Genomic DNA, 17,456 nt, shown 5'->3' on the forward strand with positions numbered 1-17,456 from the left:
ATTTCCTTCTTTCTATCAAAAACCTAGCAAACCTCCCCAGTCAAACAAGTTCATGATGGAATGGCAAAATTCCAGCGCCTGCTCTTGGGGCCAGTCTTGAGCCAAGGGCTCAAATACAGCTGTGTAATAAGCTGTCATGCACGATCGCAGAAACTCGTGTTTGACCAGATGATTGATCTTCCCCTCTTTGTAAGCCAGCTCCAAATAGCGATAAGTCTCGTCTGCTGCCAAATGAGGCAGACGCATCCTGAAGTCCGCTTGCGAAGAGCCCTGAGATTTAAAGAGCAAAAGCTGCATAATATCCTTATGCTCATAGAGAATCCTCATCAGGGACTGGAGATCTTCCAAGCGATGGGCCCACATGTCAGACAGGTGTCCCTCTTCTAGGAAAGCATAGTCACGTCGCTTCTGCTCTTGTCCATACTGGTCTAAGGCTATCAGAGTAGGCTCAAGCAGGGCAGCAAAGAGACTGTCCTTACTCTCATATCGCTTATAAAGAGCCCCAGTCGTCAAGCCAGCAGCGCGACAAATTCTCCGCAGTGAAGCATCCTGATAGCCATAAGCTAAGAACTCACTCCTCGCGCTTTCCAAGATTTTTTCGTTTAACTCATCTGTTTCTTTTTTCATGCTTTCAATTCGATAACACCGTTATCGCCTTTCTTCTTTTATTATAAATTCTGACAATTTAACTGTCAAGAAAAAACAAAAGAGACCGAGAAATATTTGCATCGGTCTAGTTCTATTCCTTTTCTTCTTGTAAACATAATGAAAGGAGCTTGCGAACAAGTTCCTCTAGAATTTTACTTTTTATTAGGTGCATAAATCATACCAGTACAGTCGAAATCTTCCTGTCGGCGAAAGCCGAGCTCTCGATAAAAAGCTAGATTTTTATCTGACTGCTCCGTTGCCAGCTGGATTTGGTAAACATCCTTAAATCTTTCCAGCGTCTCCTGAAGAAGGCTTCGGCCAATCCCCTGACGCTGGTAGTGTGGATACACCAATAAATCCTGAATGAAGACAATGGTAAGCCCATCCCCGACCGCTCGGATCAAACCAACCAACTTGTCTTCGTCATAGGCCGCCATCACAAACAAGGACTGATGGAATGCCTGCTCTAACTGCTGAGGACGATTGGTGTAATTGATCCAACTAACCGAATCATAGAGGTCTAGCACTGCCGCAAAATCTAGCTGCGGATTTGTTTTATAATGAATCATAGTCCTCTCCTTGTTTTTTCTCTGTTTGATTTCCGAAACCTTCTAAAACTTTATCGAACTTGAGTCAGCACTCCGTCTTGCATCTCATAGACCTTGTCAACCTCGTCCAGCAAGCGGGTATCATGAGTAATCATGACCACACTCTTATGAAATTTCTGGGTCACTTCTTTCAGCAGATGGACAACGCGCTTGGCCCGCTCTGTATCCAGACTAGCTGTCGGCTCATCAGCCAAGATAATATCTGGGCTATTGTAAAGTGCTCTAGCGATAGCAGCTCGCTGCCGTTCTCCGCCGGACAATTCTTTCGGATACTGCTTGAGTGTTCCTTGTAGATCCAGCAACTCAATCAGACTGTCTAGATCCGTCCTTTCCTTTTTAGATAAGCGGTCAATCAGCTGGAACTGGTCTTCGATTTTCAGAAAGGGAATGAGATTGGAGGCTTGCAAAATGAAGCCGAAATCATTGAAACGCAGGGCTGCCCGTTCCTTTTCCTTGAGCTGGGAAGTATCTTTCCCATGCAAGAGAATCTGCCCTTTTGAGGGTGTTTGTAAATGCCCCAGCAAGGTCAGAAGGGTTGTTTTACCCGAGCCTGACGGCCCAATAATAGCTACAAACTGCCCCGCTTCCAGTTGGAAATCAGTTGGTTTCAGGGCTTGAACCAGCGTATGTCCCTGGCCGTATTCTTTTGTAACCCCTTTTAGTTCTATGATTGACATTTACTCACCTCCGATCGCTGTGATAGGGTCAATTTTCAGAACCCGGTGAATGGACAAAAGTCCGCCAGCCAGTGACATGAAAACAATCAGGACAATCAATCCAGCATAAGCTCGCCAGTCACTGTAAAAAGGCATAGAAGCCGGCAAGACTAGCTGGGTTCCCAAAAGAGCCAAGACTGCCAAGCTGATTCCCAGAGTGGACAGGATGAAAATCTGCCAAAAAATAGAAGCAATAATCTTCCCACTGGCAATTCCTTGGGCGCGCATAATACCATAAAGATGTGTCTTTTGGATGGTAATGATGTACATAAAAATTCCCAATACCAAAAATGTAATCAGAACCATGGCCCCAATCATAAAGGAAAAAGTCAGTACCTGAGGCTGATAGCCAGGGATATTTTCTATAAAATCACTCATAGAGAGCTGACTAAGTCCTGCTTCTTCAATCTTCTGACCATCCTTGACCACAAGTGCGCTGATATTCTTAACCTGACTAGAGCCGTACTTTAATTCCCTGAAATCATCTAGAGCCATAAAAATTACAGGTTGCGTAAAGAAGCTATTATCCTCTGTGAAACCAACAACCTGATAGAGGCGCTCACTGCCATTGAGCTGGAGTTGGTCGCCTAGTTTCACACCTTTTTGCTGGAGACGCTTATCCGCAATAACTTCATAAGCAGTCTCAGCAGGACGTCCCTCAATAATGTCAGGCGCCAGAAAACTATCCCAAGAGAGACCAAAAACCTGAGCATTGAGTTTATCAGTCCCATCTTCATAATTGGCCACTGCTGACGTTTGTCCCAAAGCAGCGATTGAGTCCCCTTGAAGCAGGCGGCTATATTCCTCTTCCTTGAGAGTCGAAGCTATTAGATTCTTATTGGCGTACTCCGACAAAACGATCGACTCAGCCTGCCATTGGTCCAAAGCCAAGCGATTGAGCCTAGCCAAACCGACGGAAAGACTAGATAAAAAGAAAACCATATAGGTAATGAGAAAGACCACAGCAACCACTAAACGATAACGCCCGCGACTGTAGACAATCTCTTTAAAAGCTAAAAACAAAGCTGTCCTCCTTTGAGATATTCCAGACTATTATACCATAAAGAAGCAAGCTGGAAAAACTATCCTGTCAATCCCCCTCCATATGCTCTCTGACAAAGCCCGCCAGACCGACAGAGGTCACCCTAGCATGAAAATCACTCATTTGCTGAGCCTTATAGCGAGGATGAGCCAGCCAGTAAGTCAGGGTTCCCATAAAGGACGCGGCTTGATGATTCAGGAGCAAATCCACCTCAACCTCCTCTAAATGTGGATCAGCCAAGGAAATACTCTGCGAGAAAATCTCCATCAGAGCTTCCTGCAAGCGCCTCGAACTAGTTGGACTGCCATTTGGACCCAAAAGAATGGCCAACTCTTCCAAGTAAGGCTCAAAAAAATAAAAAAGATTTTGTTTCTCATGGATATAGTCTTCCACTTTAAAATCCTTTTCTAACTTGAACAAGCAGGCAGATTCTAGAGCCTCTTGATAATAGGACTTCAAATCATCTAGCAAGCGATCTTCTATCTTCTCCAGCAAATCATATTTATCCAGATAATGCCGATAAATGGTACTGCGATTCACCTCTGCCAAATCAATCAATTGGCGAATACTGATAGTCTCAAAAGTCTGCTCTTTCATCAGCTGCAGCAAGCTATCCTCTATCTGCTTTTCTGTCTTTCTTCTTTTTTTCTCATACATGTCATTCACCTCAAAATGCAACAGTCTCTCTAAAATTGATGCTTGTATGCCATCCAGCTTCCACTATATAATAAATATAAGCAGAAGACAAGAACAAGAGGATTAAAAAATGAAGATTATGATCAATCAAAAGGAAGTCAGTCAAGAAAGAATTGAGCAATGGCGGAAGAAGAGAATCCATAAAGCAGCTAAGATACTTAATCTACAGCTACCTAATACTGACAACACGGAGATTTTAGACCAAGCCCTACTGGAAGCAAAAATGAAGCTGACATACGAAGAGCTAATCCAGCAAATCGGAACCAAACTCAAATGGAGTCAATTTTTGATGAAATGGGCGGCCAAATGGTCCAAGAAACCACGAAAAAGAGCTATCATCACGATTTTTGCAAGTGGACTGACTGCTGCTTCTTTCAGTAAAATGCTAGAAAAGTTGATGTTAGAAAAGACAAATGTTCATAAACGAGTCAATCTTGGTGCCTGTCCAGACCATTATGCCTTGCAGCCGCACGACAGCAAACTGGAAGTCATTGAAACTGCAGGAAACAGCCCGCTGCCGACACAGTTTTTTCTTAAACTTGGTGGTGAAGCTGAGATAGAGGAGCCTCGTGATGCGTCTTATACCTTCCAAACTGTCGGTGCCGCCAGTCTAGCGAATGGTTGCAATATCGGTGGTATTCGCCATCAGTTTCGCGACACAGAAAAAGGCCTAGAAGCCCGATTCTGTGTTGAATTCCCCAGCCTTTGTCCAGACAGCCTTATCAAAGAACACCAGCTCCACCTGGCTGCCGAATGGTCAAAGTGGATAACTTGGTGCAAAGAGCATAAAGAATGAATTTCCTTTCATGAAAAGAACTACCAAGCCATGCAAAAACAGCCTACTGCCATCTTAAAGAGACCGCAGCAAGGCTGTTTTCTTCTTTACCTAATCAAAGACAATCATGGACTTAATGGTCTTGCGTTCATCCATATCCTTATAAGCTTGATCGATCTCATCCAGTCTGTACTCACTAGTAAAGACCTTGCCCGGATTAATATCACCATCAAGAACTGCCTTGAGCAAGATTTGCTTGTCGTAAGTTGTGACAGAGGCCGCACCGCCTGCCACTGTAATATTTTGAGCAAAGGTAGAACCGAGCGCTCGGTTATTATAGTGAGGCACACCGACAAAGCCTAAGCGACCACCGTTGTGAAGGACTCCCAGAGCTTGATCAACAGCAGCTTCTGTTCCGACACATTCCAGAGCTGCATCTGCCCCGCCACCTAGAATCTCACGAACCTTGGCAATTCCCTCTTCGCCACGTTCTGCAACAACAGCTGTCGCACCTGACTCTAAGGCCATTTTTTGTCGATCTTCGTGACGACTCATGAGAACGATTTGGGAAGCACCACGCATTTTAGCAGCAATAACAGCGCATTGTCCAACAGCTCCGTCACCAATCACGACCACCTTATCACCAGGCTTGACGTCTGCCACACGCGCGGCATGGTAACCTGTCGGCATGACATCTGCCAGTGTCAAGAGTGATTTGAGCATACCTTCTGTATAATCAGAGGGCTGGCCCGGAATTTTGATTAGAGCCCAGTTAGCAAATTCGAAGCGCATATATTCTGCCTGCACCCCATTTGACCAGTTATTCCCAATATGAGAATCACAGGTGCCATCAAATCCTGCTCGGCAGGCATCACATTGCCCGCATCCATGAGTGAAAGGTGCGATAACGAAGTCACCAGGTTTAACAGTCGTTACTGCATCTCCGATTTCTTCGACAATTCCAATGGCTTCGTGCCCGCTATTTTGATGGCCTGCTTCAATATCTGGACTGCGGTAGCGCCATAGGTCAGAGCCACAGACACAGGTCCGAACAATCCGAATAATGGCATCATCTGCCTCAATGATTTGCGGACGCTCAATGTCAGCGAGCCCAACTTGGCCTGCTTTTGTATAAACTGCTGATTTCATCGTTTCTTCTCCTTTGATATCTTTATAGTAACTATTATACAACTTAGGGAACCCCATAAGTCAAATTTTTGACATCATTTAAGATAAAAATCTTATAAAAAAGGAAACTCCTTTCTCAGAGTTTCCTAGTTTGATTTCCTTACTGCTCTTCCTGTTGTCCTGAGCAGAATGAGAAGCGCTTTACTGCTTAGTAAAGGTCATAGTGTCTGGATCATCATCCAATTCGTCCACAATCAGCTGATTGCCATTTTGGCGATAGCTTTTAGCATCATCACCAACTATCAGTCTTTGGTTAGAGGCATCTACTTGTACTTGCTTGATTTCCTTACTGCCATCGACCTCGGTCTCAGTCCAAGTACCAGTCGTACTATTGATTTCTAGGACATGCTGGTCACCATCATGGTCGGTTGCTTGGTAGCGCCCATCTAGATTTGTAGCCTGCCCTGTATTTGATGATGACGAAGGTTGATTAGAGGAAGATGCAGCTGATGACTGCGAAGTCTGATTTTGCGCAGATTGTGATGTTTGGCCTTGTGTATTTTGTGATGAACTAGTATTCCCTCCTTGGTTGGTATTGCCTGAGCAGGCAGCTAATAGGACTGCTGCTGTCAGAGATAGAATTCCGATAAAGGCTTTTTTTGTAATAGTCATATCGCTTTCTCCTTTTTCTACATTTGTAGTTTATACTTATATTCTACACTTGTCTGTTTCATTTGTCAAGAAAAAGCAGTTTTTATTAAAAGGAAAATACACCTTAAACGCTAGCAATAGTTTTCGGCTATACTCTACCAGTATAATTAACTATTTTATTTGCCGAGGAATTTTCGATACAATAGACCATAATCCCTAATGAAAGTGTGAAATCTTATGACAAAATCAAAATTTCAACTGGTTGGGTCTCTTCTGCGCCCAGAAAATCTCCGCCAGTATAAAACAGAAATTGAGCACCGCGACGACATTCAATACCCCTTCTACGACAGCTTCCCAGGCTACCATGAGACGGAGACAGCTGACATCAAGGAGATTATCGCTGAGCAAAAGTCTAAGGGAATTGACATCCTGACGGATGGAGAATACTCTAAATCCATGTGGCATCTGGACTTTGTCTGGGGACTTAAGGGAATCGAGCGCTACATTGCCGACCACGGCTATACCTTTAAGGACCACGACGGCGGGCAATATGAGACCCGCAAGGATATTGGTATCCGCATCACAGCACCACTCTCTGGAAAAAATCATCACTTTATCGAGATTTATAAGCTAGTCAAGGAAGAGGCTGCTGGTGAAGATACTAAGCTGACTGTCTGGGGGCCAGCCCATGCTTATACTGAGTTAGCTGTCTTTGACCGCTTGGCTGGACCAGGACAAGTTTATGAGACCAATGAAGATTTGAAAAAAGGTTTGATACAGGCCTATAAGGAATTTTTGTACGACTATAAGGCTGCTGGCGGACAGATTATCCAGTTTGACGACTGTCTATGGGAACTCTTTGACGAATCCAATCCTGCTAGCTTCTTTGCGGAGGGCAATGCTAGTCTGGCTGACCTGGCAGACGAGTTTGTCGCTATTAATAACGAAGTCGTAGACTACGCTCATGAGCTTGGACTGACTGTCTGGACCCACAACTGCCGTGGTAACTACGAAAGCCGCTCTGCTGCTGAAGGTACCTACGAAGCTATCGCGGAAAAATTCCTGCGCGACCAACACTATGATCGCTACTTCCTAGAGTGGGATAGCGATGTAGCTGGTGATGTATCAGCCCTAGCAGCTTTGAAGGACAAGAATGCGGAAGTCGTTTTAGGACTGCTTTCCAGTAAGACGACAGGCTTGGATGACGAAAAACGTGTCCTAGACCTCCTCGAGAAAGCAGCAACCGTTTTACCAAAAGAGCGACTCCTGCTCTCCCACCAATGTGGCTTCGCCTCTTGTGACTCTGGAAACGAACTCACTATTGAGCAACAATGGGCCAAAATCAAACAAGGCCAAGAAATCGCCCAGAAATTCTGGGGATAATGAGCAAAAAAAGCGGTGTGACCGCTTTTTTCTATGCTTTTAAAATCAATTTTGGGCTGAATTAGATTTCTTTGATGAACTCCAGTTTCATCTGCATCTGTTCAACATATTAAATCTTGTAGTATCAAGAAATTTCAATTCGCTTGAGCCAATTTTCGACCAAGGCCGTAAAGAGAGCCTCTTGATCTATCTGTGCATTATGGCCAGCAAGATCCATTACAGCATGAGTTGCTCTTGGATAATAGTGAGACAGCTGGGCTAACTGCTGGAAGCCCACGACTTGGTCTTGCTTTCCTGCTATAAAAAGGCTGGGCTTGTCATAGCCCTTTTCCTGTATCCCTTGATCCACTTCAAACGAAAAAGAATAGTTTTCTTGCAGCTTTTGGACAAAGGGAGCATTCATCATCTGAAGCCCTGCTAGGATTTCTTTTGCAAACCGTTGATAAGTTTCTTTAGTCTGTAAAACCGCTAAATCGACGAAATCTTTGCTTTTGCCTGCTAAATCAAACCCAACGTCTCTAATTACCAGAGTATCTTTAGGCAAAATTCTTTCTTTCGGATTGGGTACAACTACTGGACAAATAAGCAGCAAACCATCAATCTCCGAACTTTTCTTAGCCAAAATTCCTCGAGCAAGATAACCACCATAAGACTCTCCAGCTAAGAGAAAGCTGTGTCCGCCGATTACAGTTTCTATAAAGTTCAGGAGCATCTCTAAAATCGCATCTGCACTTGCAAAAGCAGGATTGGCATCAGACCTACCCATGCCAGGCAAATCTAAATAAATTCTTTTATAGCCAGCATGTTTCTCAAAAATAGGTTCCAAACATCCTTCCATCAATTCAGATGAACAGCCCAAACCATGAATTGCCAAGACTGGCTTTCCTTGACCAATCACTTTATAATATAATTTATTTCCCTGATAAGTAAAAAACATTATTTCTCCAATCATACCTTAAAGACGCGTTTTGCTCGAGGTGGATCCTTTATCGAAACCAGTCAAAATAATATTATTTATGAGCCTAACAAATTATTCTTATCATCTACACCCCTCAAAGCTACTAGACAAACAAGCTTATTCTTTCTCCTTGATTTCAGAGCTTCATGCCTCATCACCAAATAACAAAGTGGATTTCTGCAAATAAGGATTGGGATACTTGACTAGCAGGTTACTTACAGCTGTTACCAAGTCTTTCTGCTCAGCTTGACCGGATTGGTAACGAAGCAAAAGATGCATAAAATCTTCTTTTTCAGTTGTACTGGCTTTTTTCTTAAAATAGCCCCAAACATGCTGAAAGGCATTGCTGACCTGACCACGATTTTCAGGCAGGGCTATCGCCTGATCAATCAAGTCTTGAACATGTGCTACTTCTACCGAGTCGCTTTTTAGATATTGGCGGATTTCCAGATAGATCTTACTGGAGTGACTGAGAACCAGATATTTATTTCTAGCCCAAAGAGTCTGACATTGGGATATTTGGTTTGAATTTTCCATGATTACTTTTCCTACTGATTTTCAATTTCGAATTCTTCTCGTTTCGTCTACATCATTGCTCGCATCCTAGTAAGATAGAAAGCAAATTAAATAAGATTTGAATAGGTTTTCGAAGAGTATTAATCAAAATCCCCAATCACATGACTGGGGAATCGTTCATTAACGCACCTCTGCGCCGAGTTTTTCGGTCAGAGATTTTTCGATTTTTTCCATGTATTTAGCCACTTCTTCGTCAGTCAGGCTAGCTTCTGGATTTTGGAAAGTCAGGCTGTAGGCCATGGATTTGAGTCCGACACCCAGCTTGTCTCCAGAGAAGATATCAAAGAGCTTAATATCAGTCAAGCGCTTCACACCAGCTGCTTGGATTGCATCAAGGACCTCTTGGTGAGTGATTTCAGCCTTGAGCAAGAGGGCCACATCACGGCTGACAGCTGGGAATTTAGTGATTTCCGTAAATGGCTGGGCTGGCTGGAGCTGCTCTTCGATAGCAGACAGGTTGAGCTCAGCTACATAAGTTTCAGGAATATCGTAAGCCTTGGATGTCGCAGGATGGACTTGGCCGACAAAGCCGACAGGCTGGCCATTGATAGAGATTAAAGCAGTCCGACCGGGATGCAAACTCTTAATCTGGCTGCTAGCCGCGTATTCAGCTGTCAAGCCCAACTTATCAAAGAGTGCTTCTACCACTCCTTTGGCATAGAAGAAATCAACTGCTACTGGTTTGGTCTGGAAGTCTTTTTCATTAACCAGACCTGTCAAAGCAAAGGCAAAGCTATTGATTTCATTTGGCAGTTCTTCCTTAGGATTGTCAGTCTGCTCAAAGACCTTTCCAATCTCATAGAGGGCTAGATTCTTATTTTTACGAGCTACATTGTAGGCTAGGGAGTCCAAAATGCCAGAAACCATGTTCTGACGAAGAACAGAGCGCTCCACTGTCATCGGCCACATGAGCTCAGTCAAGTTACTAGGATTGAGAGTGAACTCAATCGCCTTTTCTGGCGTCGTCAAAGCATAGGTGATGATTTCTGTCAGCCCAGCTCCTTCTGCCAAGGTCCGTACTTGTCGGCGCAGTTGCTGCGTTGCAGTCAATTCACCAGCAGTCCCGTCATCTTTTGGCAGGCTAGCTGGCAATTTGTCATAGCCATAAATGCGAGCAATTTCTTCATAAAGGTCCGCTTCGATTGAAATATCCCAGCGACGGCGAGGCACGCTGACAGTGAACTGTTCTGCATTTCCTGACAAGCCAAAGCCAAGTCTGCGAAAGACATCCACAATATCTGTATAAAGCAAGTCTGTTCCCAAAACTCGGTTGACATCCGCAAGACTGGACACCACTTCTACATCGCTAGTATCCAAGCTGCCAGTGGATACAATCCCAGCCTGAACAGTCGCTCCTGCCAAGTCCGCAATCATACTTGCTGCCGCATCCAAAGCTTCATTAACAGTTGCCACGTTGATCCCTTTTTCAAAGCGGGAAGATGATTCCGAGCGCAGGTTAAGGCGACCGCTGGTCTTGCGAATTGATTTACCATCAAAGACAGCTGCTTCCAGAACAACACGAGTGGACTGGCCAGAGATTTCCGTCGCTGCTCCGCCCATGACACCAGCCAAAGCCACTGGCTTATCTGCCACAGTGATGACTAGGTCGCTCACTTCCAGCTCTCGCTCTTCGCCATCCAATGTCACCAGTTTTTCACCAGCACGCGCTTCCCGGACGACAATCTGGTCGCCCTCAAACGTATCCAGATCAAAGGCATGCATAGGCTGACCAAAGTAGAGCAGGATGTAGTTGGTCACGTCCACTACATTGTTAATCGGACGGATTCCTTCGTTCATGAGGAGATTTTGCAGCCACTGAGGACTTGGGGCAATAGTGACATTTTCCAAGATACGAGCCGCATAGTAAGGGGCTTTCTCGGTCTCAAGGGCAACTGAAAGACTGTCCGCTGCCTGCTTTTCATTTTCCACTAGCGGAAAATCTTTGAAATGTACTGACTTGTCATATATGGCAGCCACTTCATGAGCCACCCCACGCATAGACAGAGCATCAGCTCGGTTTGGTGTGATAGAAAGCTCGATAATCTCATCGTCCAAGTCCAGATAAGAGAAGACTTCCTCACCTGGCACTGCTTCTTCAGGCAGGATTTGAATGCCATCCGCAAATTCCTTTGGCACAACAGAATCAGAAATGCCCAGCTCCCCCAGAGAGCAGATCATGCCCAGTGACTCCAAGCCACGGATTTTTCCTTTTTTAATCTTATAATTGTCCGCAATGCGAGCACCTGGCAAAGCTACCATGACCTTGATGCCTTCACAGACATTCGGAGCACCACAGACAATCTGACGGTTCTCCTCTTCTCCGACATTGACTTGACAAACATGCAGGTGGGTATCAGGAACATCCTCACACGATACCACCTCGCCAACGACAATTTTTGACAGGCCAGCAGCTGGTGAAGTCACACCTTCTACTTCAATTCCTGTCGTTGACATTTTCTCAGCCAGCTCAGCGCTCGCCACATCAATGTCTACTAACTCTTTTAACCACTTATAACTTATTAGCATATTTAAAATACCAAGGGCGTCAAAAACGACTGAAAAACAGGAGATTTGCTAAACATTCGACGAATGATCGCAAATCTATCTTTTTTCGAGTTTTTAGCCCGGGTTCAATTCCTTTCTCTATTCTATCGCTAAGGAACTTGACCGACCAAATTTTAGAGATTTGTATGAAATCCTGATTTCAGAAACAAATCATCTAAATTTAAAGCTTTTAGGTCGTATCATTTCCTCTCTTTAAATTTTCTTGTTTATTTCAATTTCTTGCGCAGCAGCCAGTCTGTGTCTACTGTCTCACCAGTGATATAGTCGTGCTGGCTGAATTTTTCAAAGCCGTATTTGAAGTAAAAATCTTGAGCTCTAAAATTCTTCTCCCAGACGCCCAGCCAGACCCAGTCAAAACCTCGTTTTTTGGCTTCTTCCAAGGCAAATTCAAACATTTCCTTGCCTAATCCCTGACCATGATAGGCTTTCAAAACGTAAATTCGCTGAACCTCAAAGGCCTGTGGCAGTTCTTGCTCTGTTTGAGCCTGTCCCCAGTTTACCTTGAGAAAACCAGCAATTTCACCGCCTTTGACAACAAAATAAGTCTCTGACTCAGGGTCTGCCAGTTCCTTTTCGATAGTTGCAAGCGACAGCTCATTGTCAAAATAATGAGCCATATCAGCTTCCTTGATAAATGGGCCAAAGGTTTCTTGATAGGTTGCGACTTCCAACTCTCGCAGGATGTTCGCTTCTTCTTTCTTGACTCTGACTAGCATACTGCACTCCTTTCTCAGAAAAGCTGCATCTATGAATACAGGTTTCTACTTAAACTGCTGAGAAAAACGAATATCTCCTTGGTAGAAGCCACGAATGTCGTTGATACCGTAGCGGAGCATAGCTACCCGCTCTTGGCCAAGACCAAAGGCAAATCCAGAGTATTTCTCTGCATCAATGCCGCTCATTTCCAACACGCGCGGATGCACCATACCAGCTCCCATAATCTCAATCCAGCCGGTCTTCTTGCAGACATTACAGCCGGCGCCGCCACACTTAAAGCAGGAAACATCCACTTCAACAGATGGTTCAGTGAATGGAAAGTAAGATGGACGCAGACGGATACTGCGGTCTTCACCGAACATCTTCTGGACAATTAGCTGCAGCGTTCCTTGCAGGTTTGCCATGGAAATATTTTCTCCAACCACCAAGCCTTCAATCTGATGGAACTGGTGTGAGTGAGTCGCATCATCGGTATCCCGGCGGAAAACGCGCCCTGGTGAGATCATCTTGAGTGGCCCTTTAGAAAAGTCATGAGCATCCATAGCTCGCGCCTGCACCGGACTGGTGTGGGTTCTGAGCAGAATCTCCTCTGTAATGTAGAAAGTGTCCTGCATATCCCGTGCTGGGTGGTCCTTAGGCAGATTCATCCGCTCAAAGTTGTAATAGTCCTTCTCCACTTCAAAGCCGTCCACGACCTGATAGCCCATCCCGATGAAGATATCTTCAATTTCTTCACTAGTCTGGCTAAGAATATGACGGTTCCCAACCGGAATTTGACGGCCTGGCAGGGTCACATCCAAGGATTCCTCAGCCAGTTTCAGAGCTACTAATTGCTCTTCCATCTCTTGAGCAGTCTTTTCAAAGGCTGCTGTCAGAATATCACGCGCTTCATTGACATGCTTACCGATAATCGGCCGCATTTCAGCTGAAATATCCTTCATCCCTTTCAGGACTTCAGTCAGCGACCCCTTCTTACCCAAGACTGCTACACGCAAGTCCTGCAGTTCCTTTTGATTCTCAGCCTTGAGCTGCTTGAGAGAAGCTAGAGTCTCTTCACGCAGGCTTTTTAGTTGTTCTTCAATCGTTTTCGTCATTTTCCCTCCAAAATAAAAAAGCGCGCCAATCTCCATAAGCGGAGCGTTGACACGCGGTACCATCCGTTTTTTATCTGGCAAGCCAGACCTTACTTATCAATCCTAGAGCAAGTGAATTCGCCTAGCTTTCATCTAGAGAGCTTTCAGTCGCTGGCTCCCCTCCCTGTTAAACTTCCCCTAGGTTACTGGTCTTGCGGATTGCTATTTAATTATATTTCATTCTAACAGATTTCTAAACATTTCGCAAGCTAAGTTAAAGAATTTACAAGAAGAGACTATCGAGAAAAAGAAGCCTGTGAAACAACAGACTCCCTTTTTTTCTATTTAATCACTTGTCCTGCTTCTTTCAGAACATCTCCTGGCACAGTAATGTCAAGTTCTTTCGCATTTTTGGTATTGATAACAGATTTACCTGTGTCAAAAATATCTACTGCAGTATCAGCAGGTTTGGCACCTTTAAGAACTTTAGCCGCCATTTTACCAGTCGCAACACCTAGGTCATACTGGTCTACAACAACAGAGGCAAGGCCTCCTTCTTCTACCATGGCTGTCGCACTTGGATAAATTGGTTTCTTAGCTTCTTTATTGCTGGACACAACTGTCGCAAAAGCTGAAGCAATGGTATTGTCAATTGGAATCCATATAGCATCAACCTTGCCAGTCATGACATTCATGGTTGAAGCAATTTCATTGGTTGAAGGAACAGAGTATTCCTCTACCTTGTAGCCTGCCTCTTCAGCTAATTTTTTGAACTCTTCCACTTGAGTTTTAGAGTTGTCTTCGCTGCTAGAGTAGAGCGCACCGATAGTCTTGACATCTGGGGTCAATTTTTTAATCAGCTCTAGCTGTTGCTTGGCTGGATTGCGGTCAGAGACACCAGTGATATTGCCACCTGGCTTGTCCAGATTTTTCACTAGGTTTGCTCCGACTGGATCTGTGATAGCTCCCATGACAATAGGCTTGTCCTTAGTAGCTGCAGCCAGTCCTTGGGCAGACGGAGTTGCAATACCAATCAGCACATCGTTGTCATTGGAGACTAGCTGTTTGCTCATAGTAGAGACCTTACTCTGATCGCCCTCAGCATTCATAAAGTCAATCTTAATCTTGTCTCCCTTATAGCCTTCCTCAGCCAAACCATCCTGAATCCCCTTGTAAATCAAATCCAGCGAAGGATGGCTGACATACTGCAGCACGCCAACCTTGACCGTCTGACTGTCGCTGCTAGTCTTTGTGGTATTACCTTTGCTGTTCAAGCTGGAATAGACAATCCCACCGATTGCCAAAACGGCCAGAAGGCCTAAGATAGTCATTAATCGTTTATTTTTCATGTTCTTTCTCCATTTCTATATTTTATAATTTTTCTGTTTAATCCCTAGGGACGCCATCGTTTAAACATAGGCAATTCTCCTTGTTTTTTATAATAAGCAACAAAAAATCCTCACACAGGTATTCTGTGTGAGGGCGTAAATCGCGGTGCCACCTCAATTATGGAAAAATAGCTAGTATTCTCCATATCTCTGTCTTGTCATCAAACAAGCTGCACTGTAAGGTGTGCCAACCGAATTCTTATTGTTTCAAATTCATTTCTATCAATTAGCCCAATTTCGTAAAGATTTGCTGCTCATTTCCACCAACCACAAGCTCGCTAAAAACAAATTCATCTACTACTTTTCTAATTTCCTATATTTTAAGTTTTTCCTGAAAGGATGTCAAGACCTTTTTGAAAATTTTTATAAAATGTTCGGATTTGGTTTATAGAGGCAGTTATAGGCAAAAATTAAATTGCTTTTTGGCGAGACTTTAGAAGCTTTTAGCTTGGTTTTTTGTTATAATTTTCTGTAGCAACTTTCAAGGAGAAAAACATGTCTTTCGACGGATTTTTTTTACACCACATGACAGAGGAGCTTCGTCGCGAATTGCTGGGCGGCCGCATTCAGAAGATTAATCAGCCCTTTGAACAGGAGCTGGTTTTACAGATTCGCAGCAACCGCCAAAGCCACAAGCTACTCCTATCAGCCCACTCGGTCTTTGGGCGCGTCCAGCTGACAGATACCACGTTTGAAAATCCAGCTGTTCCCAATACCTTTATCATGGTGATGCGCAAATACTTGCAGGGCGCCGTTATTGAATCGATCCAGCAAGTAGAGAATGACCGGATTTTGGAAATCAGTGTTTCGAATAAGAATGAAATCGGCGACAGCGTGGCAGTGACTTTGGTCATCGAAATCATGGGCAAGCACAGCAATATCATTCTCTTGGACAAAGCTAGCGGTAAGATTATTGAAGCCATCAAACATGTTGGATTTTCGCAAAATAGCTACCGAACTATCCTGCCGGGCTCAACTTATGTCGCACCACCTCAGACTGGCAGTCTCAATCCTTTCACTGTGGGTGATGAAAAGCTCTTTGAAATCTTACATACTGAAGACATAGAGCCCAAACGCCTGCAGCAAATTTTTCAGGGATTGGGCCGAGATACGGCTACTGAGCTCAGTGGCCGTTTGACAGCTGACAAGCTCAAAACTTTCCGTGCATTTTTTTCCAGTCCGACCCAGCCTAGCCTGACCGAAAAATCCTTCTCTGCTCTGCTATTTTCTGACAGCAAGACCCAAATGTCCACGCTATCCGAGCTTTTAGACACTTTCTATAAGGATAAGGCGGAGCGCGATCGGGTCAACCAGCAGGCCAGCGAGCTCATCCGCCGAGTAGAAAATGAGTTGGAAAAGAACCGAAAAAAACTGGTCAAGCAAGAGGAAGAGCTCCTAGCAACGGAGAATGCAGAAGAATTCCGCCAAAAAGGGGAACTCTTGACCACCTTTCTCCATCAGGTGCCCAACGACCAGGAACAGGTGGAATTGGACAATTACTATACAGGTGAGAAGATTATCATCTCGCTTGACAAGGCCCTGACTCCCAACCAAAATGCCCAGCGCTATTTCAAACGTTACCAGAAGCTCAAGGAAGCCGTCAAACACCTGACGAGCTTGATTGAAGAGACTCGGGCTACGATTCTCTACCTAGAGAGCGTAGAAACAGCCCTTGCTCAGGCCAGCCTGACTGAAATTGCGGAAATTCGGGAGGAACTAATCCAGACTGGCTTTATCCGCCGACGCCAGAGAGAGAAAATCCAGAAAAGACAGAAACCGGAGAAATATCTGGCAACAGATGGACAAACCATTATCCTAGTTGGCCGCAACAATCTACAAAATGACGAGCTGACGTTTAAGATCGCCAAGAAGGACGAGCTCTGGTTTCACGCCAAGGATATTCCAGGCAGTCATGTGGTCATCATCGGCAATCTTCAGCCTAGCGATGAGGTCAGGACAGACGCTGCCGAGCTAGCGGCCTACTTCTCCAAGGCCAGACTCTCCAATCTGGTCCAAGTAGATATGATTGAGACTAGAAAACTCAATAAACCAACTGGTGGCAAGCCAGGATTTGTCACCTATACAGGCCAGAAAACCCTGCGCGTCACACCAGATGAAGAGAAAATTAAAAGCATGAAGATGTAAAAATATCCTTTTTAACTATGAAACAGACTCAGGAGCATGACAGTCATTAGCTAGCTGAAGCTTTCTATTCTTTCTATTAATTCCAACAATTTTTCTTATTATAAAAATAGCATAAAAATCTAGTTATCCGCATAAAAACTGGACTTATCACACTTTATCAAGGTCAAAACCACTCAATTTACTACTAATTTACTACTTATGAATGAGCTTTGATACGACGATTTATCCTTGAAAAGTGAAGATATAAAGATACTTCCAATAAAATTTGAATATTTAATAGGTAGACACTTCAAAAAATGAGGTGTCTATTTTTTTACCCGATTTTGAAAGGAAGTGAACTTATGAAAACAAAAAATCAAGAATCAAAAGGTCGTTCCCCACTCTTTA

Annotated in this window: 16 protein-coding genes and 1 other annotated feature; of the genes, 3 read left to right on the plus strand and 13 right to left on the minus strand. The window is 44.2% G+C overall.

The genetic code is table 11. From position 1 onward, the window contains the following. Positions 1–15: 15 nt before the first annotated feature. The 5 genes from K1I80_RS04415 to K1I80_RS04435 form a co-directional block, all read right to left on the minus strand. On the minus strand, positions 16–627 hold the full coding sequence (locus K1I80_RS04415; protein ID WP_223312762.1) for a TetR/AcrR family transcriptional regulator: 612 nt from the start codon (positions 625–627) through the stop codon (positions 16–18). Between the two features lie 173 nt (positions 628–800). Continuing rightward, positions 801–1,217 carry a GNAT family N-acetyltransferase gene (locus K1I80_RS04420; RefSeq protein ID WP_223312761.1) on the minus strand — a complete coding sequence of 139 codons (417 nt, stop codon included), beginning with the start codon at positions 1,215–1,217 and terminating at the stop codon, positions 801–803. 50 nt (positions 1,218–1,267) lie between these two features. Continuing rightward, positions 1,268–1,933 (minus strand): ABC transporter ATP-binding protein, encoded by a 666-nt coding sequence (locus K1I80_RS04425; RefSeq protein WP_223312760.1) that lies wholly within the window; start codon positions 1,931–1,933, stop codon positions 1,268–1,270. Then, complete coding sequence (locus tag K1I80_RS04430) at positions 1,934–2,995, minus strand: ABC transporter permease (RefSeq protein ID WP_223312759.1); 1,062 nt, start codon at positions 2,993–2,995, stop codon at positions 1,934–1,936. Between the two features lie 67 nt (positions 2,996–3,062). After that, positions 3,063–3,671: a TetR/AcrR family transcriptional regulator gene (locus K1I80_RS04435; protein WP_223312758.1), complete on the minus strand. Its 609-nt coding sequence runs from the start codon at positions 3,669–3,671 to the stop codon at positions 3,063–3,065. A gap of 109 nt (positions 3,672–3,780) precedes the next feature. On the opposite strand from K1I80_RS04435, the gene K1I80_RS04440 reads away from it, so the two are divergent. After that, on the plus strand, positions 3,781–4,506 hold the full coding sequence (locus K1I80_RS04440) for a hypothetical protein (protein ID WP_223312757.1): 726 nt from the start codon (positions 3,781–3,783) through the stop codon (positions 4,504–4,506). Between the two features lie 90 nt (positions 4,507–4,596). Here the strand turns inward: K1I80_RS04440 and K1I80_RS04445 are convergent, their stop codons facing one another. Both K1I80_RS04445 and K1I80_RS04450 read right to left on the minus strand, forming a co-directional pair. Further along, positions 4,597–5,634 (minus strand): zinc-binding dehydrogenase, encoded by a 1,038-nt coding sequence (locus K1I80_RS04445; RefSeq protein WP_223312756.1) that lies wholly within the window; start codon positions 5,632–5,634, stop codon positions 4,597–4,599. A 180-nt stretch (positions 5,635–5,814) separates the two neighbouring features. Beyond that, a complete protein-coding gene (locus K1I80_RS04450) occupies positions 5,815–6,285 on the minus strand; it encodes an SP_0198 family lipoprotein (RefSeq protein WP_223312755.1) in 471 nt (156 codons plus the stop codon). A 216-nt stretch (positions 6,286–6,501) separates the two neighbouring features. On the opposite strand from K1I80_RS04450, the gene K1I80_RS04455 reads away from it, so the two are divergent. After that, positions 6,502–7,647: a cobalamin-independent methionine synthase II family protein gene (locus tag K1I80_RS04455; protein ID WP_223312754.1), complete on the plus strand. Its 1,146-nt coding sequence runs from the start codon at positions 6,502–6,504 to the stop codon at positions 7,645–7,647. Positions 7,648–7,771: 124 nt separating this feature from the next. Here K1I80_RS04455 and K1I80_RS04460 read toward each other — a convergent pair whose 3' ends face one another. From K1I80_RS04460 to trpX, 6 genes are all read right to left on the minus strand, one after another. Next, positions 7,772–8,599, minus strand: coding sequence for an alpha/beta fold hydrolase (locus K1I80_RS04460; RefSeq protein WP_223312753.1), 828 nt, complete (start codon positions 8,597–8,599; stop codon positions 7,772–7,774). Between the two features lie 150 nt (positions 8,600–8,749). Next, a complete protein-coding gene (locus K1I80_RS04465) occupies positions 8,750–9,142 on the minus strand; it encodes a YbgA family protein (RefSeq protein ID WP_223312752.1) in 393 nt (130 codons plus the stop codon). Between the two features lie 159 nt (positions 9,143–9,301). Further along, a complete protein-coding gene (gene pheT / locus K1I80_RS04470; protein WP_223312751.1) occupies positions 9,302–11,707 on the minus strand; it encodes a phenylalanine--tRNA ligase subunit beta in 2,406 nt (801 codons plus the stop codon). Positions 11,708–11,952: 245 nt separating this feature from the next. Beyond that, on the minus strand, positions 11,953–12,462 hold the full coding sequence (locus K1I80_RS04475) for a GNAT family N-acetyltransferase (RefSeq protein WP_002930094.1): 510 nt from the start codon (positions 12,460–12,462) through the stop codon (positions 11,953–11,955). A 45-nt stretch (positions 12,463–12,507) separates the two neighbouring features. After that, complete coding sequence (pheS, locus tag K1I80_RS04480) at positions 12,508–13,557, minus strand: phenylalanine--tRNA ligase subunit alpha (protein ID WP_002900605.1); 1,050 nt, start codon at positions 13,555–13,557, stop codon at positions 12,508–12,510. Between the two features lie 320 nt (positions 13,558–13,877). Next, positions 13,878–14,885, minus strand: a complete 1,008-nt coding sequence (gene trpX / locus K1I80_RS04485) for a tryptophan ABC transporter substrate-binding protein (protein ID WP_223312750.1) — start codon at positions 14,883–14,885, stop codon at positions 13,878–13,880. A gap of 126 nt (positions 14,886–15,011) precedes the next feature. After that, positions 15,012–15,248: a binding site (T-box leader), on the minus strand. A gap of 171 nt (positions 15,249–15,419) precedes the next feature. Here trpX and fbpA point away from each other — a divergent pair. After that, positions 15,420–17,069 (plus strand): Rqc2 family fibronectin-binding protein FbpA, encoded by a 1,650-nt coding sequence (gene fbpA, locus K1I80_RS04490; RefSeq protein ID WP_223312749.1) that lies wholly within the window; start codon positions 15,420–15,422, stop codon positions 17,067–17,069. The last annotated feature ends 387 nt before the right edge of the window (positions 17,070–17,456 follow it).

The sequence above is a fragment of the Streptococcus sanguinis genome, from assembly GCF_019929225.1.
Classification (GTDB): domain Bacteria; phylum Bacillota; class Bacilli; order Lactobacillales; family Streptococcaceae; genus Streptococcus; species Streptococcus sanguinis_J.

Bases quoted from the DNA above. Each gene is read 5' to 3' on its own strand.
- K1I80_RS04435 (WP_223312758.1), bottom strand. From the start codon at position 3,671: ATGTATGAGAAAAAAAGAAGAAAGACAGAAAAGCAGATAGAGGATAGC.
- K1I80_RS04460 (WP_223312753.1), bottom strand. From the start codon at position 8,599: ATGATTGGAGAAATAATGTTTTTTACTTATCAGGGAAATAAATTATAT.
- pheS (WP_002900605.1), bottom strand. From the start codon at position 13,557: ATGACGAAAACGATTGAAGAACAACTAAAAAGCCTGCGTGAAGAGACT.
- K1I80_RS04415 (WP_223312762.1), bottom strand. From the start codon at position 627: ATGAAAAAAGAAACAGATGAGTTAAACGAAAAAATCTTGGAAAGCGCG.
- K1I80_RS04465 (WP_223312752.1), bottom strand. From the start codon at position 9,142: ATGGAAAATTCAAACCAAATATCCCAATGTCAGACTCTTTGGGCTAGA.
- trpX (WP_223312750.1), bottom strand. From the start codon at position 14,885: ATGAAAAATAAACGATTAATGACTATCTTAGGCCTTCTGGCCGTTTTG.
- K1I80_RS04450 (WP_223312755.1), bottom strand. From the start codon at position 6,285: ATGACTATTACAAAAAAAGCCTTTATCGGAATTCTATCTCTGACAGCA.
- pheT (WP_223312751.1), bottom strand. From the start codon at position 11,707: ATGCTAATAAGTTATAAGTGGTTAAAAGAGTTAGTAGACATTGATGTG.
- K1I80_RS04425 (WP_223312760.1), bottom strand. From the start codon at position 1,933: ATGTCAATCATAGAACTAAAAGGGGTTACAAAAGAATACGGCCAGGGA.
- K1I80_RS04475 (WP_002930094.1), bottom strand. From the start codon at position 12,462: ATGCTAGTCAGAGTCAAGAAAGAAGAAGCGAACATCCTGCGAGAGTTG.
- K1I80_RS04420 (WP_223312761.1), bottom strand. From the start codon at position 1,217: ATGATTCATTATAAAACAAATCCGCAGCTAGATTTTGCGGCAGTGCTA.
- K1I80_RS04455 (WP_223312754.1), top strand. From the start codon at position 6,502: ATGACAAAATCAAAATTTCAACTGGTTGGGTCTCTTCTGCGCCCAGAA.
- K1I80_RS04445 (WP_223312756.1), bottom strand. From the start codon at position 5,634: ATGAAATCAGCAGTTTATACAAAAGCAGGCCAAGTTGGGCTCGCTGAC.
- fbpA (WP_223312749.1), top strand. From the start codon at position 15,420: ATGTCTTTCGACGGATTTTTTTTACACCACATGACAGAGGAGCTTCGT.
- K1I80_RS04440 (WP_223312757.1), top strand. From the start codon at position 3,781: ATGAAGATTATGATCAATCAAAAGGAAGTCAGTCAAGAAAGAATTGAG.